22 protein-coding genes are annotated in these 25,500 nt (G+C 70.8%); 11 read left to right on the forward strand and 11 right to left on the reverse strand.

From position 1 onward, the window contains the following. Positions 1 to 24: 24 nt before the first annotated feature. Both AC3CH1_RS24955 and AC3CH1_RS24960 read right to left on the reverse strand, forming a co-directional pair. A complete protein-coding gene (locus tag AC3CH1_RS24955) occupies positions 25 to 1,068 on the reverse strand; it encodes a cytochrome d ubiquinol oxidase subunit II (RefSeq protein WP_488464971.1) in 1,044 nt (347 codons plus the stop codon). Between the two features lie 26 nt (positions 1,069 to 1,094). Then, positions 1,095 to 2,399: a cytochrome ubiquinol oxidase subunit I gene (locus AC3CH1_RS24960; protein ID WP_488464972.1), complete on the reverse strand. Its 1,305-nt coding sequence runs from the start codon at positions 2,397 to 2,399 to the stop codon at positions 1,095 to 1,097. A gap of 134 nt (positions 2,400 to 2,533) precedes the next feature. On the opposite strand from AC3CH1_RS24960, the gene AC3CH1_RS24965 reads away from it, so the two are divergent. Then, positions 2,534 to 3,484, forward strand: a complete 951-nt coding sequence (locus AC3CH1_RS24965; protein WP_488464973.1) for a LysR family transcriptional regulator — start codon at positions 2,534 to 2,536, stop codon at positions 3,482 to 3,484. A gap of 87 nt (positions 3,485 to 3,571) precedes the next feature. Here the strand turns inward: AC3CH1_RS24965 and pepN (AC3CH1_RS24970) are convergent, their stop codons facing one another. Next, positions 3,572 to 6,148 carry an aminopeptidase N gene (pepN, locus tag AC3CH1_RS24970; protein ID WP_488464974.1) on the reverse strand — a complete coding sequence of 859 codons (2,577 nt, stop codon included), beginning with the start codon at positions 6,146 to 6,148 and terminating at the stop codon, positions 3,572 to 3,574. Between the two features lie 103 nt (positions 6,149 to 6,251). On the opposite strand from pepN (AC3CH1_RS24970), the gene AC3CH1_RS24975 reads away from it, so the two are divergent. Together AC3CH1_RS24975 and AC3CH1_RS24980 are read left to right on the forward strand one after the other, a co-directional pair. Beyond that, positions 6,252 to 6,482: a ribbon-helix-helix domain-containing protein gene (locus AC3CH1_RS24975; RefSeq protein WP_488464975.1), complete on the forward strand. Its 231-nt coding sequence runs from the start codon at positions 6,252 to 6,254 to the stop codon at positions 6,480 to 6,482. After that, on the forward strand, positions 6,469 to 6,816 hold the full coding sequence (locus AC3CH1_RS24980; protein WP_488464976.1) for a type II toxin-antitoxin system PemK/MazF family toxin: 348 nt from the start codon (positions 6,469 to 6,471) through the stop codon (positions 6,814 to 6,816). Before AC3CH1_RS24975 ends, AC3CH1_RS24980 begins: the two co-directional genes overlap by 14 nt. A 71-nt stretch (positions 6,817 to 6,887) precedes the next feature. Here the strand turns inward: AC3CH1_RS24980 and AC3CH1_RS24985 are convergent, their stop codons facing one another. The 4 genes from AC3CH1_RS24985 to pepN (AC3CH1_RS25000) form a co-directional block, all read right to left on the reverse strand. Next, positions 6,888 to 7,916: an aspartate-semialdehyde dehydrogenase gene (locus AC3CH1_RS24985; RefSeq protein ID WP_488464977.1), complete on the reverse strand. Its 1,029-nt coding sequence runs from the start codon at positions 7,914 to 7,916 to the stop codon at positions 6,888 to 6,890. Positions 7,917 to 8,218: 302 nt separating this feature from the next. Continuing rightward, positions 8,219 to 11,527 carry a S8 family serine peptidase gene (locus tag AC3CH1_RS24990; protein WP_488464978.1) on the reverse strand — a complete coding sequence of 1,103 codons (3,309 nt, stop codon included), beginning with the start codon at positions 11,525 to 11,527 and terminating at the stop codon, positions 8,219 to 8,221. A gap of 388 nt (positions 11,528 to 11,915) precedes the next feature. After that, entirely contained in the window at positions 11,916 to 12,980 is a 1,065-nt protein-coding gene (locus AC3CH1_RS24995; RefSeq protein ID WP_488464979.1) for a hypothetical protein, read from the reverse strand. Positions 12,981 to 13,192: 212 nt separating this feature from the next. Next, positions 13,193 to 15,796, reverse strand: coding sequence for an aminopeptidase N (gene pepN, locus AC3CH1_RS25000; protein ID WP_488464980.1), 2,604 nt, complete (start codon positions 15,794 to 15,796; stop codon positions 13,193 to 13,195). 145 nt (positions 15,797 to 15,941) lie between these two features. Here pepN (AC3CH1_RS25000) and AC3CH1_RS25005 point away from each other — a divergent pair, with 145 nt between their 5' ends. The 3 genes from AC3CH1_RS25005 (at position 15,942) to AC3CH1_RS25015 (ending at position 17,559) form a co-directional block, all read left to right on the forward strand. Further along, the gene (locus AC3CH1_RS25005) at positions 15,942 to 16,592 is read left to right on the forward strand and encodes a mycothiol-dependent nitroreductase Rv2466c family protein (protein ID WP_488464981.1); all 651 of its coding nucleotides are present in this window, start codon (positions 15,942 to 15,944) and stop codon (positions 16,590 to 16,592) included. Between the two features lie 98 nt (positions 16,593 to 16,690). Next, on the forward strand, positions 16,691 to 17,143 hold the full coding sequence (locus AC3CH1_RS25010) for a GNAT family N-acetyltransferase (RefSeq protein ID WP_018959226.1): 453 nt from the start codon (positions 16,691 to 16,693) through the stop codon (positions 17,141 to 17,143). 65 nt (positions 17,144 to 17,208) lie between these two features. After that, on the forward strand, positions 17,209 to 17,559 hold the full coding sequence (locus tag AC3CH1_RS25015; protein ID WP_488464982.1) for a VOC family protein: 351 nt from the start codon (positions 17,209 to 17,211) through the stop codon (positions 17,557 to 17,559). A 72-nt stretch (positions 17,560 to 17,631) separates the two neighbouring features. Here the strand turns inward: AC3CH1_RS25015 and AC3CH1_RS25020 are convergent, their stop codons facing one another. After that, positions 17,632 to 19,080: an NCS2 family permease gene (locus tag AC3CH1_RS25020; RefSeq protein WP_488464983.1), complete on the reverse strand. Its 1,449-nt coding sequence runs from the start codon at positions 19,078 to 19,080 to the stop codon at positions 17,632 to 17,634. A 336-nt stretch (positions 19,081 to 19,416) separates the two neighbouring features. Here AC3CH1_RS25020 and AC3CH1_RS25025 point away from each other — a divergent pair, with 336 nt between their 5' ends. Next, positions 19,417 to 20,043 (forward strand): helix-turn-helix domain-containing protein, encoded by a 627-nt coding sequence (locus AC3CH1_RS25025; protein ID WP_488464984.1) that lies wholly within the window; start codon positions 19,417 to 19,419, stop codon positions 20,041 to 20,043. A 39-nt stretch (positions 20,044 to 20,082) separates the two neighbouring features. On the opposite strand, the gene AC3CH1_RS25030 is transcribed toward AC3CH1_RS25025, so the two are convergent. After that, positions 20,083 to 20,997: an NAD(P)-dependent oxidoreductase gene (locus tag AC3CH1_RS25030; protein ID WP_488464985.1), complete on the reverse strand. Its 915-nt coding sequence runs from the start codon at positions 20,995 to 20,997 to the stop codon at positions 20,083 to 20,085. Between the two features lie 59 nt (positions 20,998 to 21,056). Here AC3CH1_RS25030 and AC3CH1_RS25035 point away from each other — a divergent pair, with 59 nt between their 5' ends. Continuing rightward, positions 21,057 to 21,491: a MerR family transcriptional regulator gene (locus AC3CH1_RS25035; protein WP_488464986.1), complete on the forward strand. Its 435-nt coding sequence runs from the start codon at positions 21,057 to 21,059 to the stop codon at positions 21,489 to 21,491. Here AC3CH1_RS25035 and AC3CH1_RS25040 read toward each other — a convergent pair. Continuing rightward, positions 21,464 to 22,243, reverse strand: coding sequence for an SDR family NAD(P)-dependent oxidoreductase (locus AC3CH1_RS25040; protein WP_488464987.1), 780 nt, complete (start codon positions 22,241 to 22,243; stop codon positions 21,464 to 21,466). The two genes, AC3CH1_RS25035 and AC3CH1_RS25040, sit on opposite strands and share 28 nt — an antisense overlap. Before the next feature lie 541 nt (positions 22,244 to 22,784). On the opposite strand from AC3CH1_RS25040, the gene AC3CH1_RS25045 reads away from it, so the two are divergent. Both AC3CH1_RS25045 and AC3CH1_RS25050 read left to right on the forward strand, forming a co-directional pair. Next, the gene (locus tag AC3CH1_RS25045; protein ID WP_488466732.1) at positions 22,785 to 23,096 is read left to right on the forward strand and encodes a hypothetical protein; all 312 of its coding nucleotides are present in this window, start codon (positions 22,785 to 22,787) and stop codon (positions 23,094 to 23,096) included. 233 nt (positions 23,097 to 23,329) lie between these two features. After that, positions 23,330 to 23,911: a hypothetical protein gene (locus tag AC3CH1_RS25050; RefSeq protein WP_488464988.1), complete on the forward strand. Its 582-nt coding sequence runs from the start codon at positions 23,330 to 23,332 to the stop codon at positions 23,909 to 23,911. A 31-nt stretch (positions 23,912 to 23,942) separates the two neighbouring features. Here the strand turns inward: AC3CH1_RS25050 and AC3CH1_RS25055 are convergent, their stop codons facing one another. Beyond that, positions 23,943 to 24,608, reverse strand: a complete 666-nt coding sequence (locus AC3CH1_RS25055) for a CatB-related O-acetyltransferase (protein ID WP_488464989.1) — start codon at positions 24,606 to 24,608, stop codon at positions 23,943 to 23,945. A 126-nt stretch (positions 24,609 to 24,734) separates the two neighbouring features. On the opposite strand from AC3CH1_RS25055, the gene AC3CH1_RS25060 reads away from it, so the two are divergent. Further along, positions 24,735 to 25,460, forward strand: a complete 726-nt coding sequence (locus AC3CH1_RS25060; protein WP_488464990.1) for a hypothetical protein — start codon at positions 24,735 to 24,737, stop codon at positions 25,458 to 25,460. Positions 25,461 to 25,500: the final 40 nt, after the last annotated feature.

Here is a 25,500-nt window from a genome sequence, read left to right on the forward strand (position 1 = left end):
TGTCCCTCTCCTCGCTCCCGCGGCTCAGAAGTAGCTGGGGTGACGGCGGCCCGTCCGCCCCCGGAAGGCCCACCAGCTCCACGTCTGATACGCGAGGATCACCGGGATGAGCACGACCCCGAACGCGATCAGGATCTTCAACGACGCGCTGTCCGCGCCAGCCTGCTGGAGGGTCATCCCGGGCCCGGACGAGCTGATCAGGACGTACGGGTAGTGGCCCGCCCCCACGAGGACCACGGGCAGCACGGTAGCGGCGCAGGTCGCGGCGAACGCCCGGCGGTGGCGCCCGTGGGAGAGATGCCACCAGGCAGCGGCGAGCGCCGCCGCGAACAGGGCGACGATGATCGCCGAGGTCGCACGGTTCCCCATCGAGGCGCCCGCGCCGAAGAGCGTCAGCAGCAGCGGAAGGGCGCCGGCGGCGCCGGCCGCCCGCAGCAGGGCCGTACCCAGCCGCCGCGCTTCGGAGGCGACCCCCGGCGCCGATCGCAGCGCGACGAAGGCGGCCCCGTGCGCCGCGAAGAGCAGCGCGGCGGTCACACCGCAGGCCAGTACGAACGGCGAGAACACGTCACCGAACCCGATGTGGAAGCTCCCGTCGGCCCGCCGGGGCACTCCGTGCAGCAGCAGGCCCACGACGAGCCCCCAGCACACGGCGGGCACCACGCCGCCGAACACGATCAGGGCGTTCCACCGCCGGCGCCCGCGGGCGCTCCGGGCCCGGCCGCCCAGCTGGACCGCGGCGTTGCCGACGACCAGGCCGACGAGGATCGCCACGATCAGTGGGTACAGGCCGGACAGCAGGCTGCCTTCCAGGTGCGGGAAGGCCCCGAACAGGACACCGGCGAAGGCGACCAGCCAGACCTCGTTGCCGAGGAAGAAGGGCGCTATGGCGTCGAGGGCGGCGTTTTCGCCGGCGCGCCCGGCCTCCTGACCGTCCTGGCCGTCCCGGCCGTCCCGGCCGCCGAGCAGGGGGTGCAGCATCTGTGCGCCGTAGTCGTAGCCGCCGAGCACGAAGTACCCGGCGAGAAGCAGGCCCAGCAGGACCAGCCAGACGGTCTCCAGACTCATCTCTCTCTACTTTCCCTTGGTCCGGATCAGAAGGCCGGACTCGTCTGTCTGTCCGGGGCGCCGCCCCCGGGCACGTCGTCGTCCAGCGGTTTGTCCAGCGGTTCGGTGGCGCCGAGCTGCGTGGCGTCCGGACCACGGAGGGCGAAGCGGGTGATCAGGGTCCAGTTCGTCACCGCCAGCGCGAGGAAGACGGCGACGAACACGACGCAGGAGACGATCAGTGAGGTCCGGCTCACCGAGGAGAGGGCGTCCTCGACCTTCAACTGGCCGTAGACGATCCAGGGCTGACGCCCGACCTCCCGCAGGACCCAGCCGCTCACGGAGGCGATGAACGGGAACGGGATCATCGCGGTCATCAGGTAGGCGAAGGGGCGCCAGCGGATCAGCCGGTCCTTCCACAGCAGGATGACGGCGATGATGGTGACCGTGGAGACGCTGTAGCCGATGATCGTCATGAGATCCATCGACAAGCGCAGCCACTCGTCCGGCGGTGTGTAGTCGCCGGGCCCGTACCGCTCGACGAGCCGCGCCTGGACCCGGTCGATGTCGCCGTTCTCCAGGATCGCCGCCTTCATGGGCTGGGACCGCTCGATCTGGGGCAGCTGCATCTCGCCCACGGTGGCGACGAACCAGCTGGTGGGCGTGGCCACCAGGAGCGCCAGGCGCAGGGAGCCCCGGAACAGCCCGGTCTCCTCGGTGCCCCGGGCGAGGTGGTACGCGCTGATGCCGAGGACGAACACGCTGCCCGTCATCAGCGCGGCGAGCGTGACATGGGCGAGCGCCATCAGGGCGCTGGAGTTGGTGAGCAGCGCTGGGAAGTCGGTGAGGTAGGCGGCGCCGTCGCGCACCTCGAAGCCGACGGGGTTCTGCATGAAGCCGTTGGCGATCAGGATCCAGTACGCGGAGGCGTACGCGGTCAGGGCGACCAACCAGATGAGTGTGACGTGCACACCTCTGCGCAGCCGGCCCCAGCCGAAGATCCACATACCGAGGAAGGTGGACTCGGCGAAGAAGGCGATGAGGGTTTCGAGGGCCAGCGGGACGCCGAAGACGTTGCCCGCGAACTTGCTGAGGCCGCTCCAGCTGAGCCCGAACTGGAACTCCATGACCAGGCCGGTGACGATGCCGACCGCGTAGTTGATGACGTAGAGCTGTCCCCAGAAGCGCGTCATGCGCTCCCGGACGGCTCGTTCGGCGGGATCACGGGTGAACGCGGCCCGGGTGTGCATGATCGCGACCAGCGGGACGACGCCCATGGTGAGGATCACGAACAGCCAGTGGATGCCGGTCGTGGCCGCGAACTGGAGGCGTGCCAGATCCGCAGCGCTCATGAGCGTCCTTCCTGGGGGATGGCGGGGGACCTGTGAGGTGCCCCTGCCGAAGACCGTAGGAAGAATTGCTTATGTACTCCAAGACCGATTTCGTCATGTGAACATAGCCGTGGAGCTATGAGTAGAGGTGGAGTGTGGATCTTCTGCAGTTGCGCTACTTCCAGGTCGTCGCCCGTTACGAGCACATGAGCCGCGCCGCGGAGGAGCTGCGCGTCGCCCAGCCCTCGCTCAGCCGCACCATCGCGCGCCTGGAGACCGAGCTGGGCTCCCCGCTCTTCGACCGTCACGGCCGCCGCATCCGGCTCAACCAGTACGGGGCGATGTTCCTCCGCCACGTCGACCGCGCCCTGAGCGAGCTCGCCGACGGCAGCAGGGCCGTTCGTGAGGCCCGCGACACGGGGCTCGGCCGGGTCGGCGTCGCCTCCGAGACCCTGCTGACGATCACTCCGCTGCTCGGCAGCTTCCGCGTCACGCACCCGCGCGCGGACGTCCGGCTGTTCCAGTCGGACGCGGACGGGATGAGCCGCCGGCTGCGCTCCGGCGAGGTCGACTTCTGCGTGGCCTCACAGCCGCTGGCCGGTACGAACCTCGCATCGGTCGAGCTGGCCCGCGAGGAGGTGCTGCTCGCCGTTCCCCCCGGCCACCGGCTCGACGGGCGGGAGAGTGTGACGATTCCCGAGATCGCCGACGAGCCCTTCGTCACCACGCGCGTGGGCAACTGGCAACGTGCGCTTCTCGACCGGCTGTTCGCAGCCGAACGGCTGACGCCACTGCTGTCCTGCGAGGGCGACGAGCCGGGCGCCAGCCAGGACATGATCAGCGCCGGCCTCGGCATCGGCCTCATCCCGGCGACGTCCCGCCAGGTCGGCACGCACGCCCCGGTCGCCTGGGTGCGCATGGACGCGCCCGACTGCCACCGGGTGCTCACCCTGGTGTGGAACCGCGGCGCCTACTTCTCCGAAGCCGCCCTGCGTCTGAAGGAGTTCATCACCAGCAGACCCTTCATGACGCATCACCTTCCCGACCCGCGCCGAGAGCACGGCGGCCCTTACCCGCGCCGAGAGCACGGCCGCGACACGCACTGACGGGCGCGCGTGCCCCGACGCGGCCGCACGGCAAAGGGGACGCCCCTCCGCCGCGACGGAGAGACGCCCCCAGGGCCGTACGTGCCGCTACGCGGTGGCCGCCGCCGCGTCCGCCGCCCGGGCCTTCAGAGCGCGCTCCACACCGGACCGCGACTCCGACATCAGCCGGCGCAGGGCCGCGCTCGGCTCGGCCGAGGCCAGCCAGGCGTCCGTGGCGTCCAGCGTCTCCTGGGAGACCTGGAGGGCCGGGTAGAGGCCCACGATGATCTGCTGGGCCATCTCGTGGCTGCGCGACTCCGAGATGTCCTTCACCGAGGCGAAGTACTTCTCCGTGTACGGGGCCAGCAGCTCGCGCTGGTCCGTCTGGACGAAGCCGCTGATGACCGCTTCCTGGAGCGAGTTGGGCAGCTCGCCGGAGTCCACGACCGAGGCCCACGCCTCAGCCTTGGCCTCCTCCGAGGGCTGGGCCGCCCGCGCGGAGGCCGCGTGGCGCTCGCCCGCCGCCGTCCTGTCACGCTCGTACTCGGCGGCGATCTCCTCCTCGTCCAGCAGCCCGGTGGCGGCCAGCCGCTGCACGAACGCCCACCGCAGCTCGGTGTCGACGGCCAGGCCCTCGATGGTCGCCGTGCCGTCCAGCAGCGACTGGAGCAGGTCCAGCTGCTGCGGGTTGCGGGCGGTGGCGGCGAAGGCGCGGGCCCAGGCCAGCTGGTGGTCGCTGCCCGGCTCCGCCGCGCGCAGGTGCGCCAGCGTCGCTTCGGTCCACTGGATCAGCGCGGCCTCACGCGCCTCCGGCGCCGCGTACAGGTCGAGTGCCAGCTTCACCTGGCGGTGCAGCGACTGCACGACGCCGATGTCCGACTCCTTGCCGATGCCCGAGAGCACCAGGGCGAGGTAGTCGCGGGTGGCCAGCTCGCCGTCGCGCGTCATGTCCCAGGCCGAGGCCCAGCTCAGGGCGCGCGGCAGCGACTCGGTGAAGTCGCCCAGGTGCTCGGTGACGACCCGCAGCGACTCGGCGTCGAGGCGGACCTTCGCGTACGAGAGGTCGTCGTCGTTGAGCAGGACGACCGCCGGGCGGGCCTTGCCCACCAGGGCGGGCACGTCGGTCCGCTCGCCGTCGACGTCCAGCTCGATCCGGTCGGTGCGCACCAGCTTGCCGGCCGCGTCGAGGTCGTAGGCGCCGATGGCGATGCGGTGCGGGCGCAGCGTCGGCTCGCCCTTCGCGCCGGCGGGCAGCGCGGGGGCCTCCTGGAGAACGGCGAACGAGGTGACGCGGCCTTCGGCGTCGGTCTCGATCTCCGGGCGCAGGATGTTGATGCCCGCCGTCTCCAGCCACGCCTTCGACCAGGTCCTCAGATCACGGCCGGAGGTCTTCTCCAGGGCGCCCAGCAGGTCGGAGAGGCGGGTGTTGCCGTAGGCGTGCGCCTTGAAGTACGCCTGGACGCCCTGGAAGAACGCGTCCTTGCCGACGTACGCCACGAGCTGCTTGAGCACGGACGCGCCCTTGGCGTACGTGATCCCGTCGAAGTTGACGAGGACGTCCTCCAGGTCCTGGATGTCCGCCATGATCGGGTGCGTGGAGGGCAGCTGGTCCTGCCGGTACGCCCAGGTCTTCATGGAGTTGGCGAACGTGGTCCAGGAGTGCGGCCACTTCGAGCCCGCCGCGTCAGCCTGGCAGGCGATCGAGGTGTAGGTGGCGAACGACTCGTTCAGCCAGAGGTCGTTCCACCACTCCATCGTCACGAGGTCGCCGAACCACATGTGGGCCAGCTCGTGCAGGATGGTCTCGGCCCGCACCTCGTAGGCCGCGTCCGTCACCTTGGAGCGGAAGACGTACTGGTCGCGGATGGTGACCGCGCCCGCGTTCTCCATCGCGCCCGCGTTGAACTCGGGGACGAAGAGCTGGTCGTACTTGGCGAACGGGTACGGGTAGTCGAACTTCTCCTGGAACCACTCGAAGCCCTGCCGGGTGACGGCGAAGATGTCCTCCGCGTCCAGGTACTCCGCGAGGGAGGGGCGGCAGTAGATGCCGAGCGGGACGGACTGGCCGTCCTTCTCGTAGCTGCTGTGCACCGCGTGGTACGGGCCCGCGATGAGGGCCGTGATGTACGTGGAGATGCGCGGCGTCGGCTCGAAGGTCCAGACGTCGCCCGCAGGCTCCGGCGTCGGGGAGTTCGAGATGACCGTCCAGCCGGACGGGGCCTTCACGGTGAACGCGAAGGTCGCCTTCAGGTCGGGCTGCTCGAACGAGGCGAAGACGCGGCGCGCGTCCGGGACCTCGAACTGCGTGTACAGATAGGCCTGCTCGTCGACCGGGTCGACGAACCGGTGCAGGCCCTCACCGGTGTTGGTGTACGAGCAGTCGGCGACGACCTTCAGCTCGTTGGCCCCCTCCCGCAGATGCGGCAGGGCGATCCGCGCGTCGCGGAACACGGCGGCCACGTCCAGGTCCTTGCCGTTGAGCACCACGTCGTGGACGGCCGGGGCGACCAGGTCGATGAAGGACTCCGCACCCGCCTCCGCGCAGTCGAAGCGCACGGTGGTCACGGACCGGTAGGCGCCGCCCTCCTGCGCTCCGGAGAGGTCGAGATCGATCTCGTACGCGTCCACGGTCAGCAGGCGCGCCCGCTCCTGTGCCTCTTCGCGGGTCAGATTCGTGCCAGGCACGCGGTCATCTCCTTCGATGGTGACGTTTCGGATCATCCTTCCATGTCCGGCCTTGCCCGACGATAGGTAGCACTCTTCTTCCTACTCCGGTAGCATAGGTAGTATGAAGATTAGCGTGAGTCTGCCGCAGGAGGATGTCGCCTTCGTCGACGAGTACGCGACGAAGACCGAAGCGGATTCCCGGTCCGCCGTCATACACGCCGCCATCGAGCTGTTGCGAGCCTCGAATCTCGAGGCCGACTATGCGGCGGCTTTCGCCGAATGGGATGAGAGCGAGGACGCCGCGTTCTGGGACAAGTTCTCGGGGGACGGGATCGTCGATGAGGCGCGGTGACATCTATCTGGTCGACTACGAACCGGTGCGGGGCAGCGCTGCCAACAAGGCGCGTCCCTCGATCATCGTCTCCAACGATGGTGCGAACGCCGCGGTGGACCGGGCGGGACGCGGCGTGGTCACCGTGGTGCCGCTGACGTCGAACACCTCACGCCTCTACCCCTTCCAGGTGCTTCTCCAGGCGGGCGACTCCGGCCTGGCGAAGGACTCCAAGGTGCAGTGCGAGCAGGTGCGAGCGATGGCTCAGGAGCGGTTCGTGCGGCAGATCGGCAGGGTCCCCCGCCAGCGCATGGCCGAGATCGACGCGGCCCTCCGCCGCCATCTCGCGCTCTGAGCCCGCGCAGGCCAAGGGGCGGCCACCTATCACCGGTGGCCGCCCCTTTCCCGTACGTGTGACGCCGCGGGTCAGCCCTTCAGCTCGGCCGCCACCAGCTCCGCGATCTGTACGGCGTTCAGCGCCGCGCCCTTGCGGAGGTTGTCGTTGGAGACGAACAGCGCGAGACCGTGCTCGACCGTCTCGTCGACCCGGACGCGGCCCACGAAGGAGGCGTCCTTGCCGGCCGCCTGGAGCGGGGTCGGGATCTCCGAGAGCTCGACGCCCTCGGCGTCCTTCAGCAGCTCCAGGGCGCGCTCGACGCCGATCGGACGGGCGAAGCGGGCGTTGATCTGGAGCGAGTGGCCGGAGAAGACCGGGACCCGGACGCAGGTGCCGGACACCTTCAGCTCCGGGATCTCCAGGATCTTGCGGGACTCGTTGCGGAGCTTCTGCTCCTCGTCCGTCTCGAACGAACCGTCGTCCACGATGGAGCCCGCCAGCGGCAGCACGTTGAAGGCGATGGGGCGCTTGTAGACGGCCGGCTCGGGGAAGTCCACGGCCTCGCCGTCGTGGGCCAGCTTCTCGGCCTCGGCGACGACCTTGGTCGCCTGGCCGTGCAGCTCGGCCACACCGGCGACGCCGGAGCCGGACACGGCCTGGTAGGTGGCGACGGTCAGCGCTTCGAGGCCGGCCTCGTCGTGCAGCGGGCGCAGCACGGGCATCGCGGCCATCGTCGTGCAGTTCGGGTTGGCGATGATCCCCTTCGGGCGGACCCGGGCCGCGTGCGGGTTGACCTCGGAGACGACGAGGGGGACCTCGGGGTCCTTGCGCCAGGCGGAGGAGTTGTCGATCACCACGGCGCCCTGGGCGGCGACCTTCTCGGCCAGCGCCTTCGAGGTCGCGCCGCCGGCGGAGAACAGCACGATGTCCAGGCCCGTGTAGTCGGCCGCGGAGGCGTCCTCGACGGTGACGCCGGAGCCCTTGAAGTCGATCGTGGAGCCCGCGGACCGGGCCGAGGCGAACAGCCGCAGCTCGTCGACCGGGAAGTCCCGCTCGGCCAGGATCCTGAGCATGACTGTGCCGACCTGACCGGTGGCGCCGACGATTCCGACCTTCACGAGGACTCCTCTGTTCTGCACGTCCGGCGGCTGCCCGCCCGTGCGGCTGTGCGGCCCGTTTGCCGCTCCATGATGCGTATGTCCTTGCCCGCCTTGTCCAATCCATTGTCCGACCTGCGGACTCTTCGCGCGAGGACCGCAGATTCTGCGACGTCCGTGCGTACGGGGGGAAACATCTGCGGCGGGCCGCCGGAGGTGTGACGAGGAACACGCGCAGCGGGGCGGGTGCTCGTGAGAGCGCCCGCCCCGCCGCCGTGCCGATGGGGTCGGTCAGGGTCCCGGGGGACCCGTTGCCGACTCCGTTACGGCGTGACCTTCTCGATCACGACGCTGCCGGTGCCCGCGGCGGTACCGCGCGAGTTGACCAGCCTGACCTCGCCGAAGAACTGACGGCCCTCGGGAGCCGCCCCGGCGACCACGACCTCGGCGCCGACCTGGGCCGACGCGCCGTTGGCCAGGTTCACCGCCTTGGTGGAGTCGACCTTGATCGTGCCGAGCGACGCCGAGTAGTACACGTCGCGGTAGTCGTACGTGGTCGACCCGGCCGGGACCGAGTAGCCGTCGATGAGGACGGTGTACGTCCCCGCGGCGGGCTTCACCAGGCTGACCGCCTCCTCGGAACCGGCGGTGGTCGCGCTGCCGACCTGCGTGGCGCCCCGGAAGACGTACAGGTCGAGGTCGGCGTTGGCGTCCGACGTGCCGCCGATGGCGATGTCGAGCTTCTCGACGCCCGCGCCGATGGTGACCGTGGTCTCACGGGTCTGGCCCGTCGAGATCGACGGCTTGGCCACCTTGGCCGAGCCCAGCGAACCGCCCTGGAGCTTGCCCTGGAGGTCGGCGGCGCCGTTGGTGACCGTCCAGTTCACCGCGGCGGGAGCGCCGATCTTCGCCTCGGCGATGGTCTGCACCGCCGGGTCGAAGGTCGCGCCGAGCAGCGAGACGTCCAGCTTGTACGGGTTGTCCAGCAGCGGCGACGTACGACGCGCCTCGACCTCGATCTCCCACACGCCGGGCTGCGGGTCCTTGTAGGAACGCGCGTCCGGGCGGCAGGTGTTGGCCGGGTTCTCGTAGTTCGGGTAGCAGTTGATCGTGGAGGTCGGGTCGACCGGCGTCCCGTACGGGTGCAGGGAGACGAACCGGGTCTGACTGCCCGAGCGCAGGGCGCTGAGGGCGACCTCGAGGGTCTTCGCGCCCTCCGGCACGTTGACGAAGTACGACGTGGTGCCGTTGCGCTGGACCGAGCCGGACGCCTTGTAGGCGTAACCGGGCTGCTGGAGCTCGTGGGCGACGACGACCGTGGTCATGATCTGGTGGTCCACGCCGGAGGTCTTCTTGTCGTCGACCCGCAGGATGGCGCTGTGGACGCCGGCGGACTTCGCCTTCGCCCTGACCTTGAGCTTGACCGGCGTGTCGAGCGGCAGCGAGACGTACTGGGGGCTGCTGAGCTCGAAGGTGCCGTCGTTGTTCTTCCAGGACAGCTTGTGCTGGACGCCTCGGTCCAGGCCCGTGGTACGGGTGACGACGACGTCGTAGACCTTGGTCTCGCCGGCCTTCAGACCGCCCTCGCGGTCGTAGAGGCCGGTGCCGAAGCCCGGGTCCTTGAGCGCGAAGTCGATCGCGGTGTCGACCGGGGCCTTCACCGAGAACTCGTGGGCGGGCTTGCCCTGCTTGGCGATCTGCTTCCACGCCTTGACGATGTTGATCAGACCGGAGCCCTGGACGTGCGCGGGCACGTCCTCGATGTGGCCCGCGGTGCTGGTCAGCGCCGAGCGCAGGTCGGCCGGGGGAAGCTCGATGTTCTTCTGCTTCGCGGCCGACAGCAGCAGCGCGGCGGCGCCCGCCGCCTGCGGGGAGGCCATCGAGGTGCCCTGGAGCATGGAGTAGCCGGCGGGCAGGTCGTAACCCGCCTCCTTGACCGGACCGCCCGGCGCCCAGGTCTGGGTGGTGTTGATGGAGGCGCCCGGCGCCGAGATGATCGGCGTGAAGCCGCCGTCCTCACGCGGACCGCGCGAGGAGAAGGGCAGCATGTCGTACTTCTTGGTGACGTTGGAGCCGTAGTTGGCCGCCCACGTCTCCTTGGAGATCGACGCGCCGACCGAGATCACGTGGTCGGCGAGCGAGGGGTCACCGATGGTGTTGAGCCCCGGGCCGCTGTTGCCGGCCGAGATGACCAGCTGGACGCCGTAGATGTCGACGAGCCGCTTGTACAGCTCGGCGCGCGCGTTGTTGCCGTCGTTCAGCGGCGGCAGGCCGCCGATCGACATGTTGACGATGTCGACGCCGCGGTTGACGACGAGGTCGATCATGCCCTCGGTCAGCGCGATGTTGGTGCAGCCGCCGGACCAGGTGCAGGCACGCGAAGAGACGATCTTGGCGCCGGGGGCGGCACCGTTCATCTCGCCGCCGAACAGCCCGTTGGCCGCGGTGATGCCCGCGACGTGCGTGCCGTGCGAGCCCTCGATGACGCCGATGTTGACGAAGTCGGCCTTCGCGCCCGAGGAGTCCAGGACGACGTTTTTACGGGTCTCGACGACGAACGGGATGCGCTCGACGACCTGGGTGCGCGGGTCGTCCTCACCGAAGTAGGAGACCTGGAACTTCTCCTTGTACGGCTTGAGGACCTTGTCGTCGGAGAAGTCCGCGTTGTCGTTCAGGTCGACCCGGGTGGTGCCGGTGACCGGGTCGTACAGCACGCCCCAGACGTCGGTGGTGTCACCGTCGCGGTTGAGGTCGCCCGCCATCTCGCCGCCGGTGGTGGCCGCCTCGGCGAACGTGGCGAACTTGTAGCTGCCCGCCGGCGCCGAGTAGGTCTTCCCGCCGGACGTGAACGTCGGGCCGGCCACCGACCCGGACATCTCCAGCCAGGTGCCGTCGCCGTCGCTCACCGGGTCGGTCGCGGTCACCCAGTCGACGATCTTGCGCTCGCCGGTGGTGGTCTTCTTCAGGGCCGGGTGACCGAGGTCGACGCCGGAGTCCAGGACGCCGATGGTGATCCCGCGGCCGTCGGCCGTCGGGTGCTTCTCGACGAAGTCGACCGCGCCCGTCTCGAACGACGGGTTGTACGGGTTCTTCGCCGGGGTCTTCTTGTCCGGCGCCGCGTAACTGCCCGTGGCCTTCGGCTGCTTCGCTCCGGCGGCCCGGTCGCCCTTGGGCGTCGGGTCGTCCAGCTTGATCTCCTGCTTGAGATCGATGCCGAGGACGGAGGAGAGCTTGGAGGCCGCCTTGATGGTGGACTCGGCGCGGCCGGTCGGGACCGTCGCCCGGACGTAGCCGAGCTTGTCGTAGGTCCGGCCGAGCACGGAGCCCTCGACGGCGTCCAGCTGCTTGCTGACCTGCTCGGTCGCCCCCGGGGTGGTGGCGACCATCATGGTGACGCTCTTCTCGCCCTTGGCCTCGGCCTTCGCCAGGACATCGGCGTCGGCCTTGCCGAGCTTGTCGCCCCGGTCGCTCGTGGCGGCCGGTTTGACGGGTGCCGGTGCCGGGTCCTCGGCGGCGAACGCCGGAGCGGCGCCGGAGGCGGCGAGTGCGGCCGCCAGTCCGGCAGCGGCCGCGATACGCGCCGCGCGTCTGGCCCCGGGTATGGAGCTGGGGGATTCCTTGGTCATCAGCATCCCTGTAATTGAAAGAGAGAGTCCGGAATTCGGTACCGGATGACCGCTCAGCCTGTCGTAAATGACAGGGGTTTGTGGAGAGTTGACGGAGGCGAGTCAGGGACATGGCATAGATCCGCCACGGGGCGCGATGTGCCACACGGGATGAATGAGGCCAAACGGTGCGTCCGTGACGCCTGGCGACGCGGGTGGCGGCGACTGTGGTCCGTACCAGGCCCGTCCGTGGCCGAGACAGGGTGCGTCGGTGGCCGAGGCGGGGTGGGTCGGTGGCCGACGGCGGACGGGCCGGTGGCCGAGGCGGGGCAGTTCGGTGGCCGACGGTGGACGGTCGGTGGCCGACGACGGATGGGTCGGTGGCAGGGAACAGCCGCGGGCCAGGGGTCCTCTCTCAGCGCGGCAGCACCATCACGTACGCCGCCGGCTCCCGGTCCGCCGCCGCCATCAGCGCCGTCCGCACCACCGTCGCCTGCTGGTCCGCCGCCTCGCGCAGCTTCCTCGGTGTGACGTGGACGACCGTGACCCCGAGCCGTTCCAGATGCTCCCGCTTCGCGGCGTAAGCGGACCACTGCGGGTCCGCCTCCGCCCGGCCCCACCGACCCGGCACGCCGTACCGGGGCGCCCGGGCGTCCAGCTCCACCGCCACGGCCTGGTCGGGCCAGTAGGCGTCGACCCCGCCGAGCCGGGGCCCGCCCGGCAGCCGCAGCTCCACGTTCCACAGCGGCTCCGGCAGCCCGTGCTCGCGCACCATCGCGTACAGCCGCGCCTCCGCCACCGCCCGCCCCTCGGCCAGCAGCGCATCGACCGCGCCCACCACGGCGGGCCGCCCCAGCAGCTTCGCCTCGCTCAATTCCCGTACCACGGAAGCCGGTTCGCAGTGTCCGTCGCGTACCGCCTCGGTCAGCAGCCGCCGGACGACCGCCGCGTCGGCCGTGCCCGCGACCGCGTCCGCCAGGGCCCGCTCCACCGGGGCGACGGGGACCTCGTCCACCCGCACCGGGTCCGGCATCGACGCGGTCCGCAGCACCTCCACGAACCGGGTGGACCGCAGCCGCCGGGTGCGCGGGACCAGCACGTCGATCCGGTGCAGCGCCTCCACGTCCCCGGCCGCCGCGAAGCCGTGCAGCGCGAGCGCGGCCACCCCGGTGAGCATCGACTCGCCGTACCCCGTGTCCGCGGGGCCCGCCGGAGCACGCCGCGCGGAGGCCGGCGGACGCCCCGCGTAGAGCAGCGCCCCGCGCAGCCGCTCCCGGCCGGTGGGCGGGCCCGGGTGCAACAGACAGACCCCCGGCAGCAGGTGCTGCCAGGGGCCACCGGGCAGGCACTGCGCGGACGTCTGCGCGGCGGACACACCCCGCGCCCTCAACTGGGCGGCGGACAGGACACGCTGCGTGACGTCCTCGGGGTGGAGGGGGAGGCCGGGGAGACGGGGGGAGAGCGGGGTGTTCTGGGTCATGTCCCGGGGTTTCCCGCCCGCGGAGGGTGCCCTAACCCCTGTTACACGCCCGTCGACAATCCCGGACAACGCCGTCCTAAAGCACGGACGTTCGACAACCGAAAAGGGCCGTCGCGCCGGGAATCGGGGGAGGGGTGTCTCGGTCGGGTGTACGAGCGCCGCTTTCACGCCGCCCGCACGCCCCGCCCGAGCGCCCCCTCATCCGTACCGACTCAGGCGGCGGCCCGGTCGCACTCCTGGCCGCGCAGCGCCCGCGCGAGATCGTCCCGGGCCTCCAGCACCAGCCGCCGCAGCGCCGGGGCGGCGTCCTCGTGCTCACCCAGCCAGGCGTCGGTCGCCGCGAGGGTCGCGGGGCTGTCCTGGAGGCCGGGGAACATCCCCCGCACCACGTGCATGCCGATCTGGATCGACCGCTCCGCCCAGATCCGCTCGATCACCTCGAAGTAGCGGTTCGCGTACGGGGCGAGCAGCTCCCGCTGGGAGGGCTGCCCGAAGCCGGTGATCGTCGCCTCGACCAGCGCGTTGGACAGCTTGTCCGACTCCACGACCGCCGCCCACGCCTGCGCCTTGACCGCCTCCGAGGGGCGCGAGGCCAGGCACCGTACGTGGTGGCGCTTGCCGGAGGCCGTGTCGTCGCGGGCCAGCTCGGCGTCGATCGCCGCCTCGTTCGCCACCCCGTGCGAGGCCAGCGGGGAGAGGAAGGACCAGCGCAGCTCCTGGTCGACGTCGAGACCGTCGATCCGCGCCGTGCCCTCCAGCAGCCCGCCCAGCAGCAGGAAGTCCTCCTCGGACGAGGCGACCGCCGCGAAGAACCGGGCCCAGGTCAGCTGGTGCTGGCTGCCCGGCTCGGCGGTCCGCAGCTCGCGCAGCGCGCCGTCGGCCAGCGCCCGGCCGCCCTCCTCGCGCCAGTCGGGGGCCGCGTAGTTGACCAGCGCGGACTGCGCCCAGGCGTGCAGCATCTGGAGGACGCCGATGTCGCTCTCCGGCCCGGCGAACGCCAGCACCAGCGCGACGAAGTCGCGGGCCGGCAGAATCGCGTCCCGGGTCAGGTTCCACAGGGCCGACCAGCACAGGGCACGGGCCAGCGGGTCCGTGATCTCGCCCAGGTGGTCGCGGAGCGTGGCCAGCGAACCCTCGTCGAAGCGAACCTTGCAGTACGTGAGGTCGTCGTCGTTGACCAGGATCAGGTCGGGCCGCTCGGAGCCGGCCAGGGCCTCCACCACGCTCCGCTCACCGGCCACGTCCACCTCGGCGCGCGCGTAACGCGTCAGCTCGCCCTGGGGCGTACGCCGGTACAGGCCGACCGCGACGCGGTGCGGGCGCAGCTCCGGGTGCGAGGCGGCGGCCTCCTGCACGACGGCCAGCTCGGCCAGCTTCCCCTCCGCGTCGTACGTCGGCACGGGCGTGAGCACGTTGACGCCCGCCGTCTGGAGCCAGGAGCGCGACCAGGCCGTCATGTCGCGGCCGGACGTCTCGGCCAGCACCGACAGCAGGTCGCCCAGGCGCGTGTTGCCGTAGGCGTGGCTCTTGAAGTAGCGCCGGGCGCCTTCGAGGAACGCGTCGCGCCCCACGTACGCCACCAGCTGCTTGAGCACGGAGGCGCCCTTGGCGTACGTGATCCCGTCGAAGTTCAGCTTGGCGTCCTCCAGGTCACGGATGTCCGCCGTGATGGGGTGCGTGGAGGGCAGCTGGTCGGCGCGGTAGGCCCATGCCTTGCGGTTGTTGGCGAAGGTGATCCAGCCGTTGGTGAAGCGGGTCGCCTCGACCATCGAGAAGGAGCCCATGAAGTCCGCGAAGGACTCCTTCAGCCACAGGTCGTCCCACCACTCCATGGTGACCAGGTCGCCGAACCACATGTGGGCCATCTCGTGCAGGATGACGTTGGCACGCCGCTCGTAGGCGGCCGAGGTGACCTTGCCGCGGTAGATGTACTCCTCGCGGAAGGTGACCATGCCCGGGTTCTCCATGGCCCCGAGGTTGTACTCGGGCACGAACGCCTGGTCGTACTTCCCGAAGGGGTACGGGTAGTCGAAGTGGTCGTGGAAGAAGTCGAGGCCCTGCTTGGTGATCAGGAAGACGTCGTCCGCGTCGAAGTGCTTCGCGAGCCCCTTGCGGCACATCGCGCCGAGCGGGATCTCCAGCGTGGTGCCGTCGTCGAACGTACGGCTGTAGTGATCGCTGACGTAGTGGTACGGGCCGGCGACGACGGCCGTGATGTACGTGGAGATCGGCTTCGTCTCGGCGAAGGTCCACACCCCGTCCTGCCGCGACTCCTCGGCCCCGTTGGACCAGACCCGCCAGCCGGCGGGGGCGGCCACCCGGAAGCGGTAGGGGGCCTTGAGGTCGGGCTGCTCGAAGTTGGCGAAGACCCGGCGGGCGTCGGCCGGCTCGTACTGCGTGTAGAGGTAGACCTCGCCGTCCTCCGGGTCGACGAAGCGGTGCATGCCTTCGCCGGTCCTGCTGTACGCGCAGCGGGCGTCGACCACGAGGACGTTCTCGCCCTCGACGAGCCCGTCCAGCGCCACCCGCGTCCCGTCGAACACGACGGCCGGGTCGAGGGCCGTCCCGTTCAGCGTCACCGCGTCCACACCCGGGGCCACCAGGTCGGCGAAGGTCGAGGCGCCCGCACGGGCGGAGCGGAACCGGATCGTGGTGAGCGACCGGAACGTCCGCGGACCGGACTCCCCGTCGCCCCCGTCGGCCCCCTCGGGCTCGCCGACGGCGGACCGCAGGTCGAGCTCGACCTCGTATCCGTCGACGGTCAGCAGCTCGGCCCTCTTCTGGGCCTCGTCGCGGGACAGGTTTTCACCGGGCACGGGCACTCCTTCGTGACGCGCGTCATGTGTCGTGTTCGAACCCATTGATCCTTGCACGCGCCTCCGCGGGGCGGCATTCAGGGAATGGCCGCCCGTCCGGAGGCGTTCTCGCCCGCAGGTGTCACACGCCCTTCTGAGGAGAGACATGTCCGAGAACACCCCGGCCAACGTCAAGACCCCGGTCGATTTCTGGTTCGATCCGCTCTGCCCCTGGGCGTGGATGACCTCGCGCTGGATGCTGGAAGTGGAGAAGGTCCGCGACGTGGAGGTCCGCTGGCACGTGATGAGCCTGGCCGTCCTGAACGAGGACAAGCTGGACGAACTGCCGGAGGAGTACCGCGACCTCCTGGAGAACAAGGCCTGGGGCCCGGTCCGGGTCGTCGCCGCGGCCCAGCAGCTCCACGGCGACGCGGTCGTCGGCCCCCTCTACACCGCACTCGGCACCCGCTTCCACAACAACGGCGAGGGCCCCACCCGCGAGGCGGTGGCCGCCGCGCTGAAGGACGCCGGCCTGCCCGCCGACCTCGCGGAGTACGCCGACTCCGACCGGTACGACACCGAGCTGCGCGCCTCCCACAAGGAGGGCATCGACAAGGTCGGCCAGGAGGTCGGCACCCCGGTCATCGCCGTTCCCGGTGCGGACGGCGAGCAGGTCGCCTTCTTCGGCCCGGTCGTCACCCCCGCCCCCAGGGGCGAGGAGGCGGCGAAGCTCTGGGACGGCACGCTGCTGGTCGCCTCCATCCCGGGCTTCTACGAGATCAAGCGGACCCGGACGCAGGGCCCGATCTTCGACTGACGTCGGCCGACTCGGTCGCCGCGCGAGTGCCCAACCGCGCAAGCGGGCATCCGCGCAAGTCCGTGGCCGCGCGTGTCCGCACGGGGGACGATGACCCCATGCGGATACGCGCGGGCGAGGCGGCCGAAGCCGCCGCACTGACCGAACTGGCCCTCCGGTCGAAGGGGCACTGGGGATACGACGCGGAGTTCCTGGCCGCCTGCCGCGAGGAGTTGACCGTCCGCCCCGCGGACGTGGCGGCCCGGCGGACGGCGGTCGCCGAGGAGGACGGCCGGATCCTGGGCTTCACCACCCTGGACGGGGAGCCGCCGAGGGGCGCGCTCGGCATGATGTTCGTCGAACCCGACACCATCGGCAGGGGGGTCGGGCGACGGCTGTTCGCCCACACCATGGACGAGGCCCGCCGCCTCGGCTTCACCCGCCTCACCATCGACGCCGACCCGAACGCGGAGCGCTTCTACCGGGCCATGGGCGCGGTCCGGATCGGCGTCACCCCGTCCGGCTCCATCCCTGGCCGCGAACTCCCGCTGCTGGAGATCGCGCCGGCCTGAGGGGCCGACAACGGGCCGGGCGGACTTCCGGCCCGTTGTCAGTGGTGCGCCGTACGGTGAGGGGCATGCGCATCTCACCGGAAATGATCACGATCGACTGTGCCGACCCCCAGGCCCTGGCCGCCTGGTGGGCCGAGGCGCTGGGCGTCGAGGAGCCGCCGCAGGACTACGACGCGTTCGTCGTCCTCGCGGCGACCCCGCTGGTCCTCGGCTTCCAGCGGGTGCCCGAGCCCAGGGCCGCCAAGAACCGGGTCCACGTCGACTTCTCCTCGCCCGACCGCCCGGCCGACGTGGAGCGCTTGGCGAAGCTGGGCGCGACCGTCGTCGGCGAGCAGTCGATGCAAGGGATGTCCTGGACCGTCCTCAGGGATCCGGAGGGCAATGAGTTCTGCCTCTCCGACGCCGGAAGCCACTGATCCGGAAGCCACTGATCCGGAAGCCACTGACCCGGAAGCCACTGACGGGAGCCACCGCTCTCGGCGGCTTCGCTACTTGAGGCCGAGGATCTGCTCCAGCGGGTCGATGATGAAGTAGACCAGGAAGAGCGCGGCGGTGCCCCACAGCAGCCAGTGGACTTCGCGCGCCCTGCCCAGGCACGCCTTGATGACCACGTAGGCGACGAAGCCGGCGCCGATGCCGTTGGTGATGGAGTAGGTGAACGGCATGACGACGATGGTGAGGAAGGCCGGGATGGCGACGTCGTAGCGGTCCCAGTCGATGTGCTTGACCTGGGTCATCATCAGGAACCCGACCACGACGAGCGCGGGCGCCGCCGCCTGGAGCGGCACGATCGTCAGGACGGGCGTGAGGAAGAGGGCGAGCGCGAACAGGCCGCCGGTCACCATGTTGGCGAAGCCGGTGCGGGCTCCTTCGCCGACACCCGCCGCGGATTCGATGTAGGTGGTGGCCGACGACGCGGACGCGGCGCCACCGGCGACGGCGGCCACACCGTCGATGAGCAGGACGCGGCCGAGGCCGGGCACCTGGCCCCGCTCGTCCAGGAGCCCGGCCTCCGCGGTGACACCGACGACCGTGCCCATCGTGTCGAAGAAGTCGGACAGGATGAGGGTGAAGACGAGCAGGACGACCGTCAACACGCTGACCTGGCCGAACGATCCGAACAGGTCGAACTGGCCCAGCAGCCCGAAGTCGGGTGCGGCGACCGGGTTGTCGGGGATCGAGGGCGAGGTGAGCCCCCAGGACTTGATGCCGGCGATCTCGTTGATGACGATGGCGACGACGGTCATCAGGACGATGCTGATGAGGATCGCGCCCTTGACCTTCCGGGCGACCAGCACGATCGTCAGGAGCACGCCGAGGCAGAAGACGAGCATCGGCCAGCCGGTGAGCGTGCCGGTGCCGAGCTGGACGGGCACGGTGGAGTTCGCGGCGTCGGGGATGCGGGTGACGAACCCGGCGTCCACGAAGCCGATGAAGGCGATGAACAGGCCGATGCCGACGCTGATGGCCTGTTTGAGGGGCTGCGGAATGGCGTGCATGATCGCCTCGCGCAGCCCGGTCATCACCAGAACGCAGATCAGCAGCCCTTCGAGCACGATGAGACCCATCGCGTCGTCCCAGCTCATCAGGGGAGCGATCTGGTAGGCGACGACGGCGTTGATGCCCAGCCCCGCCGCCAGGGCCAGCGGCAGATTGCCGCCCACACCCATGATCAGCGTCATCACCGCGGCGACCAGAGCGGTGGCGGTGACCAGCTGCACGTTGTCCAGCTGCTTGCCGAACTTGTCCTCGGCCCCGCCGAGGATGATCGGGTTGAGCACCAGGATGTATGCCATCGTGAAGAACGTGGCGAATCCGCCGCGTATCTCCTGGAGGTAGGTCGACCCGCGCTCGCTGATGCGGAAGAACCGGTCGACGGCGCGCCCCGATCCGTCTGGTTTCGCGTCGGGCGGCGGGCTGGTCGTACTGGGGTGCATGACGGAGTCTCCTGAGCCTGCGAATGATGGGGAAGGGGGGTTTCGCCGGTGCTGCCCGATGTGAGTGGCAGGCGCTGTGCGAACGCACATGCGGCACCTTGCGAGCGGATCATACGCGGCAGCCGTGGGACCGCAACTACCCGCGTAGAGCGTGCAGTTGGTCCCCTTTCGGCCCTGTGGCTTCCTACGGAATCAGTGGCGACCTTTGCCGCCAAACCGGCAGGCAGCCGACAGCGGGTATGGAATTGACGGTGACAGCTCCCCTACGCTCCGTATGTGCACCCACCACTCCCTTTCAACGCGCGGGCAGCGCGCGCCCTGCGCGAGAAACTCGGGATGGCACCCGGTCATGTCGCCTACGGCATGCGCGCGTCCTTCGGCACGTCACACGTCGGGCCCGAGCACGTGATCGCGTGGGAGCGCGGAACCCATGTGCCGGACGCGACGGAGTTCACCGCCCTGGCAGGCGCGTTGTGGTGCCGTCCCGGTGAACTCATGGGCCATCCGCGGACCTTGCTCGAACACCGCATAGCGCGCGGCGTCTCGGCCGAGGAGGTCGCGCGCGCCACCGGTCTCACCCTCGACGCGTATCTGTCCATGGAGGAGGCCGGTCTGTGGGCCGGCGACAAACGGCAGTCCGTCAAGCTCGGCGAGGTCCTCGCCCTTCCCCCGCGCGACTTCATCGCCATCACCCGGCTGGAGGAGGAGTTGGCCCGCCTCCTCACCGAGGCGGTCTCCACGCGCTGGCAGGCGCACATCCGCGACATCGCCAAGCTGGTCTCCATGGAGCGCCGCGACCTGAAGAGCCCCCTGTCCACCATGCACCAGGAGTACCAGGGCCTCTTGGCGGCGACCCTGAGCCGGGCCGGCGGCACCACGGCATCCGGCGAGGACGGGCGCCGCTACGTCGAGAACATCGTCGACCACTTCTGGACCCGGCTGCCGGCGTCCTCCCCGGACTGACCCGGCGGGGCTCGTACGACCCGCCGGGCCCCACCGCCGCTACCGCGCGCCCGACTCCGCCGCCTTCTTGAACACCTCGAAAACGGCCAGGTAGTTCGACCCGCCGTGGCCGTCCTCGATGGCCTGTGCCGCGATCTCCCGCATCAGCCGCGGCTGCCCCGCGTGCACGCCCTGCTCCTCGCAGGTCAGGGCGATGTGCTCCAGCGCGTTCAGGTTCATGTGCAGGGTGCCGAGGTCGCCCGGGTAGTGGCCCGCGTCCAGATCCGGCGCCTGCTCGACGAGGGTCGCGTCCACCACCGTGGGCAGGAACCAGTTCACCGCGAGATCGGCGAACTCCGCGGCCCGTACGCCCGCCGAGCCGACGAGCGCGGTGGCGTGCAGGAAGCCGTTCATCGTCGCGTACATCAGGCCGAGCAGCGCCGCGTTGTGGAGCACCGCGAGCCCGGGGTCGGAGCCGAGGTACCGGGGGCCGCCCAGGCTCGCCAGCGTGGCCCGGTGGGCGTCGAAGACCTCGCGCGCACCGCTGAAGAGAAAGACGGATGCGGGGTCCCCGACGAGGGGCGGCGGGACCATGACCGCCCCGTCCAGGTAGGTGACACCCCGTTCGGCCGCCCAGGCGGCCGCCCCGTGCGCCTCGTTCGGCGTACCGGAGTTGAGGTTGACCAGGGTCCGGCCCGCCGCCGCGTCGCCGGCGGGGTCGAGCACCTCGTACAGCGTCGCGTAGTCCTTGAGACAGACGACGGTGAGAGGGCCGGCGGCCACGGCGTCGGCCACGGACGCCGCAAGCCGCGCGCCCCGGGCGACGAGATCCTCGGCCTTCTCCGGGGTGCGGTTCCAGACGGTGGTGGGATGGCCGTTCTTCAGAAGGGCTCCGGCGAGGGCGAGCCCCATGGGGCCGAGGCCGACGACGGTGACGGGGTTGTCCTGCGGGCGCGTTGAAGGCTGATGTGTCATGCGCCTTAGGCTGCTGTCTCACACCGGTGTGAGAGTCAACCGAATGTGGTGGTCGTCATATGCGCATGGGGGAGTTCTCCCGACGGACGGGCGTCAGTCAGCGTTTGCTGCGCTACTACGAGGAGCAGGGCCTGCTGCGCCCGGCCCGCCGACCGAGCGGCTACCGCGAGTACGAGGAAGCGGACGTCGTGACCGTACGGGGCATCCGCATGCTGCTGGCCGCCGGTCTCAACACGGCTGTCATCGCCGAGCTGCTGCCCTGCATGGTCGATGAGGGCCGCATCCTGGAGCCCGCCTGCTCCAGCATGCTCCCCGACCTGCACCGCGAACGCGCCCGCATCGACGAGGCAGCCGCCGCCCTCCTGGCCGCCCGCGACCGGCTGGACGCGCTGATCGAGCTGACGGCCGAGTCGGGCGTGACCGACGAGGAGGCCTGCGTGGCGGTCGGGCGCGGGCAGAGCGGTGATCACCCGGCCGTCGGCGGTCCGAGGTAGGTGCCCCCGGAGACGTCGATGGTCTGGCCGGTTATCCAGCGCCCCCGCGGCCCCGCCAGGAACCCCACCACGTCGGCGACGTCCTCCGGCAGGCCCATGCGCCCGAGCGCGGTGATCGACTCCAGCGCGGCCACCGCTTCGGGAACGTCGGCGTAGGCGCCGATCATGTCGGTCAGCACCACGCCGGGCTCGACCGTGTTCACGGTGATCCCCCGTTGCCCCAGTTCGTTGGCGAGCGACGGTCCGAGGGCCGCCAGCGCCGCTTTGCTGACGGTGTAGGCGATCTGCTGGGGATTCGCGATCCGGGTGGCCGCCGAGCCGATGTTGACGATCCGCCCGCCGTCCCGCAGCAGCGGCAGCGCCCGCTGGACGACGAAGACCGGCGTGCTCACGTTGATCGCCAGTACCCGCACGAACTCCTCCTCGGTGAGCTGCCCGATCGACGTGGCCGAGTGAACGCCCGCGTTGTTGACCAGGATGTCCAGGCCGTCCACGCCGTGGACCTTGAACCCGGTGGTCAGCCCCTCGAACAGCCGGTCCACCGCCCCGCTCCCGCCGAACAGGGCCCGCACGGCGAAGGCCCTGCCACCGGCCTCGACGATCCGCCCCACGGTCTCGGCGGCTGCCGCTTCGTTGCCGCCGTAGTGGACCGCGACCAGAGCCCCCTCGGCGGCGAGCCGCAGGGCGACGGCACGCCCGATGCCCCGCGAGGCGCCCGTCACCAGCGCGGTCCTGCCGTCCAGCTCCCCCATGATCGCCCCTCCGCTCGCGAAGACCGGGCTCCTGGTCGGACCCGGGAACGGTTCAGCCTAGGGGGCGTCGGTGGAGCGTGGTGCTTCCAGGGGTTGCCGGAGCTTGACGCCGTAGCGGCAGAACGCGTCCCACGACGGGTCCCCCAGTGCCCGGCCCGGTGGGGAAGCGACTGCTTGCCCCGGTCAGGGCTCGAAGGCCGATGACCTGATGAGCCATCCGGCGAGGGTGACGCGCAGCCCGACGGCCGGGTCGACCACGGTGACCAGCGCGGGTAGCCCGGACCTCAGTACGCGTATGACGTCGTCCTGGCACTCGTCATCACAGGCCCATGCCCGGAGAAGGACCCGGCCGCCGGGCTTCAGTTCTACGGCCCCGGCCACTGGGCCGCGTTCATCGACGGCGTGAAGGCAGGCACCTTCGGCGGCTGACGGCTCAACCTGGAGACGGGGGCCGGGTCAGCGTGCTCGGACGTGCCGTGACGTCCGGTGCGGCGGCACGAGGGGCACCTCGCCGCACAGAGTCTGGCAGAATCTCCGCGTGATGCAGAAGGAACTCGACGAGCTCTCGCAGATAGTGGCCGAGTGCAGGGCCATGCCGTTTCCCCGGGGGTTCCGCGGCTTGGACGTCGAGGACCAGGACATGGTGATGCTCGACGCGGACACCGCCGGCTACGTCTCCCGCGTTCTCGTAGGCCCGCTCCCCGTACCGGCCCGAGAAGGCTTGATCAGGTTGGTGGGGGTGTTCGAGAAGGTTCTTCCGGCGATCAGCGACGAGTATGCGAGGAAGTACTACACGCGTGCACGCGACGCGGCCGCGCTGGCCGCCGAGATCGAAGCCATGCGCGACGAGTAGTCCCCTGACGGGAGACGTTCGCCGGGCCGACGGTCGTGGCGGTAGGAGGCCCGGTGACGTCCGGTCCGAGCGCCGCCCCGAACAACCCGGCGAACCTGCGCTCTCGGAGCACTGGGCGTTCGTGGTGCCGTGTCGTCGCGGGGCGCGAGCCCTCGCCGTCTTCCCCCGCGCGGCGGAGGCGGATCATCACGCGGTAGGACGTGCCGGGCCGTGCGGCGCGCGAGATTCGGGGCATGACGACGACGGATCCCGCCCCGCCGCAAGCCCGCGTGCCACCACCGGCCCGGCCGCCCCCGCGCTGGGCGGTCCGCGCCGCCCAGGTCGCGGCGTGGTCGACGGTCCCCTCCGGGGTGTGGCGCGTCGCGCTCGTGCTCGGGGTGCCGGTCGGGGTGATGAAGCGCGAGGAGTTCCTCGCCGGGTTCCCGGACAACTCCCCGCTGCTCGCCCTCGCTTACGTCCTGCTGCTCGGCACGGTCGCCGAGGCCGCCTCGTACCTCACGCTAGGTCTGGTGAGGCCCTGGGGGGAAGTGGTGCCGCGCTGGATTCCGCTGCTCGGCGGGTGCCCGGTCAACGCCGGGATCGCGGTTCTCGCCGCTTCGCTGGGAGCCCTCACGGTCACCTTTCTGTGGTGGGTCCTCTTCTTCGGCGGACTCCTGACCGCCGACAGCCCGGACCCCGGCATCTCGGCCGGCGAGGCCCTCTTCGTAGCCGCCTACGCGCCGCTCCTGCTGTGGGGTCCGCTCCTGGCGGCGGTGACCTGGTCATACCACCGCCGCTTCCGCCCTGTGCGGACCGCGGTGGAGCCCCGCCGGTAGTCCTGCACCTGTGTGGTCGACCCGGAACCGTTCAGGCCCGAGGCGTCCCCGGCGCCGCCGCCTCCAGTTCCGCCACCGTGCCCGACATCACCGTACGGATGTGGCGCGTCAGGTGGTCCGCCGGCCAGTCCCACCAGGCCACCGCCAGCAGGCGCGCGACGTCCGCCTCCGCGTACCGGGTGCGGATCAGGCGGGCCGGGTTGCCGCCGACGATGCCGTACTCCGGGACGTCCGAGACCACCACGGACCGCGAGCTGATGATCGCGCCGTGCCCGATGCGGACGCCCGGCATGATCACGGCCTCGTAGCCGATCCAGACGTCGTTGCCGATCACGGTGTCTCCCCGGTTGGGCAGGCCCGTCAACAGGTCGAAGTGGTCGGACCAGGAACCGCCGAGCGTCGGGAACGGGAACGTGGACGGCCCGTCCATACGGTGGTTGGAGCCGTTCATGATGAACCGCACCCCGGTGCCGAAGGCGCAGAACTTTCCGATCACCAGGCGCTCCGGCCCGTAGTGGTAGAGCACGTTGCGGGTCTCGAACTCCGTCGCGTGCTGGGGATCGTCGTAGTACGAGTAATCCCCGGCCTCGATCAGCGCTGAGGTGACCAGGGGCTTCAGCTGCACCACGCGTGGTTGGCCGGGCATCGGGTGCAGGACGGAGGGGTCGGCCGGGACGGGCGCGGAGGCAGAAGTCATGAGGTCGCTTCCGGGGAGGGGAGGGGAGGGGAGCGGGTGCGGGTGGGCGTGCGTCGATCATCGTGGCATCAGGGCCCGGCGGGGCGCGGGCATTTTCCCGCCCGGCCGAGGTGGGACGATGCGGTGGTGCTGGAACTGCTGGAAGCGATCGAGGCGGTGGACTGGGACCGGCTGCCGGGCCCCGCCGATCTGTACGAGCCCGCCCGCGCCGCCGCCGGCCTGTGCGCGCTCGCCACGGCGGCGGGCCTCGTCCGGGCGGCCGACGCCGGCTCGCTCCTGGCCGGCGGCGGACTCGTGCACGATCACTGCGGGGCGGTGTTCCCCGCCGCCGTCGCCGCTGCTCCCCTCCTCCTCGCCATCGCACGCCACGGGCACCCGGAGGCAGGGGCGACCGCGCTGGGGCTGCTCGACGACGCCCTGGCGTTCGCCACCCGCGACCGGTACACCCGGGTGGCGACCCCCTACGCCGAGGCCGTCCCGATCTGCTGCGCCCTCGCGGACCACCTCAGAGGCGGCGCACGCCTCCTCTCCGCCCGTGGGCGCGAAGGCAAGCGGCTGCTTGCCGACGCCGCCGAGCACTGGCGGTTCGATGCCCAGGAGATCATCGCCGAGGGGGACGGCATCGCGGTTTTCGGGGTTCTCGCGGGGCACTTCCCCGACGGGCCGCAGGCGGCGGCAATCCACCGGGCCGACCGTGTCACCGTGCGCGAACGGGTCGTCCTCGCCTACCCGCCGGAGGCGGCAGGCAGCACCGACGCGTGCCTGCGCGTCGACGGCATACGCCCCGACGAACTCGACCCGCCCGCCGTCCTGTTCCCGGCCCGGTGCGATCCCGGGCCCACGGGCGGATGACCGCCCTGAGCGGCCACCGCCCCCACCCTCGGTAGGCGGC

It is taken from the genome of Streptomyces sp. MGP-P1, assembly GCF_057766565.1.

Excerpts from the sequence above, each read along its gene's own strand:
- AC3CH1_RS25005 (WP_488464981.1), top strand. The coding sequence starts at position 15,942 with ATGTCCGAGAACACCCCGGCCAACGTCAAGACCCCGGTCGATTTCTGG.
- AC3CH1_RS25030 (WP_488464985.1), bottom strand. The coding sequence starts at position 20,997 with ATGACACATCAGCCTTCAACGCGCCCGCAGGACAACCCCGTCACCGTC.
- AC3CH1_RS25035 (WP_488464986.1), top strand. The coding sequence starts at position 21,057 with ATGCGCATGGGGGAGTTCTCCCGACGGACGGGCGTCAGTCAGCGTTTG.
- AC3CH1_RS24960 (WP_488464972.1), bottom strand. The coding sequence starts at position 2,399 with ATGAGCGCTGCGGATCTGGCACGCCTCCAGTTCGCGGCCACGACCGGC.
- AC3CH1_RS24955 (WP_488464971.1), bottom strand. The coding sequence starts at position 1,068 with ATGAGTCTGGAGACCGTCTGGCTGGTCCTGCTGGGCCTGCTTCTCGCC.
- AC3CH1_RS24995 (WP_488464979.1), bottom strand. The coding sequence starts at position 12,980 with ATGACCCAGAACACCCCGCTCTCCCCCCGTCTCCCCGGCCTCCCCCTC.
- AC3CH1_RS24990 (WP_488464978.1), bottom strand. The coding sequence starts at position 11,527 with ATGCTGATGACCAAGGAATCCCCCAGCTCCATACCCGGGGCCAGACGC.
- AC3CH1_RS25055 (WP_488464989.1), bottom strand. The coding sequence starts at position 24,608 with ATGACTTCTGCCTCCGCGCCCGTCCCGGCCGACCCCTCCGTCCTGCAC.
- AC3CH1_RS25045 (WP_488466732.1), top strand. The coding sequence starts at position 22,785 with ATGCAGAAGGAACTCGACGAGCTCTCGCAGATAGTGGCCGAGTGCAGG.
- AC3CH1_RS24980 (WP_488464976.1), top strand. The coding sequence starts at position 6,469 with ATGAGGCGCGGTGACATCTATCTGGTCGACTACGAACCGGTGCGGGGC.
- AC3CH1_RS24975 (WP_488464975.1), top strand. The coding sequence starts at position 6,252 with ATGAAGATTAGCGTGAGTCTGCCGCAGGAGGATGTCGCCTTCGTCGAC.
- AC3CH1_RS25020 (WP_488464983.1), bottom strand. The coding sequence starts at position 19,080 with ATGCACCCCAGTACGACCAGCCCGCCGCCCGACGCGAAACCAGACGGA.
- AC3CH1_RS25010 (WP_018959226.1), top strand. The coding sequence starts at position 16,691 with ATGCGGATACGCGCGGGCGAGGCGGCCGAAGCCGCCGCACTGACCGAA.
- AC3CH1_RS25050 (WP_488464988.1), top strand. The coding sequence starts at position 23,330 with ATGACGACGACGGATCCCGCCCCGCCGCAAGCCCGCGTGCCACCACCG.
- AC3CH1_RS25015 (WP_488464982.1), top strand. The coding sequence starts at position 17,209 with ATGCGCATCTCACCGGAAATGATCACGATCGACTGTGCCGACCCCCAG.
- AC3CH1_RS25025 (WP_488464984.1), top strand. The coding sequence starts at position 19,417 with ATGGCACCCGGTCATGTCGCCTACGGCATGCGCGCGTCCTTCGGCACG.
- AC3CH1_RS25040 (WP_488464987.1), bottom strand. The coding sequence starts at position 22,243 with ATGGGGGAGCTGGACGGCAGGACCGCGCTGGTGACGGGCGCCTCGCGG.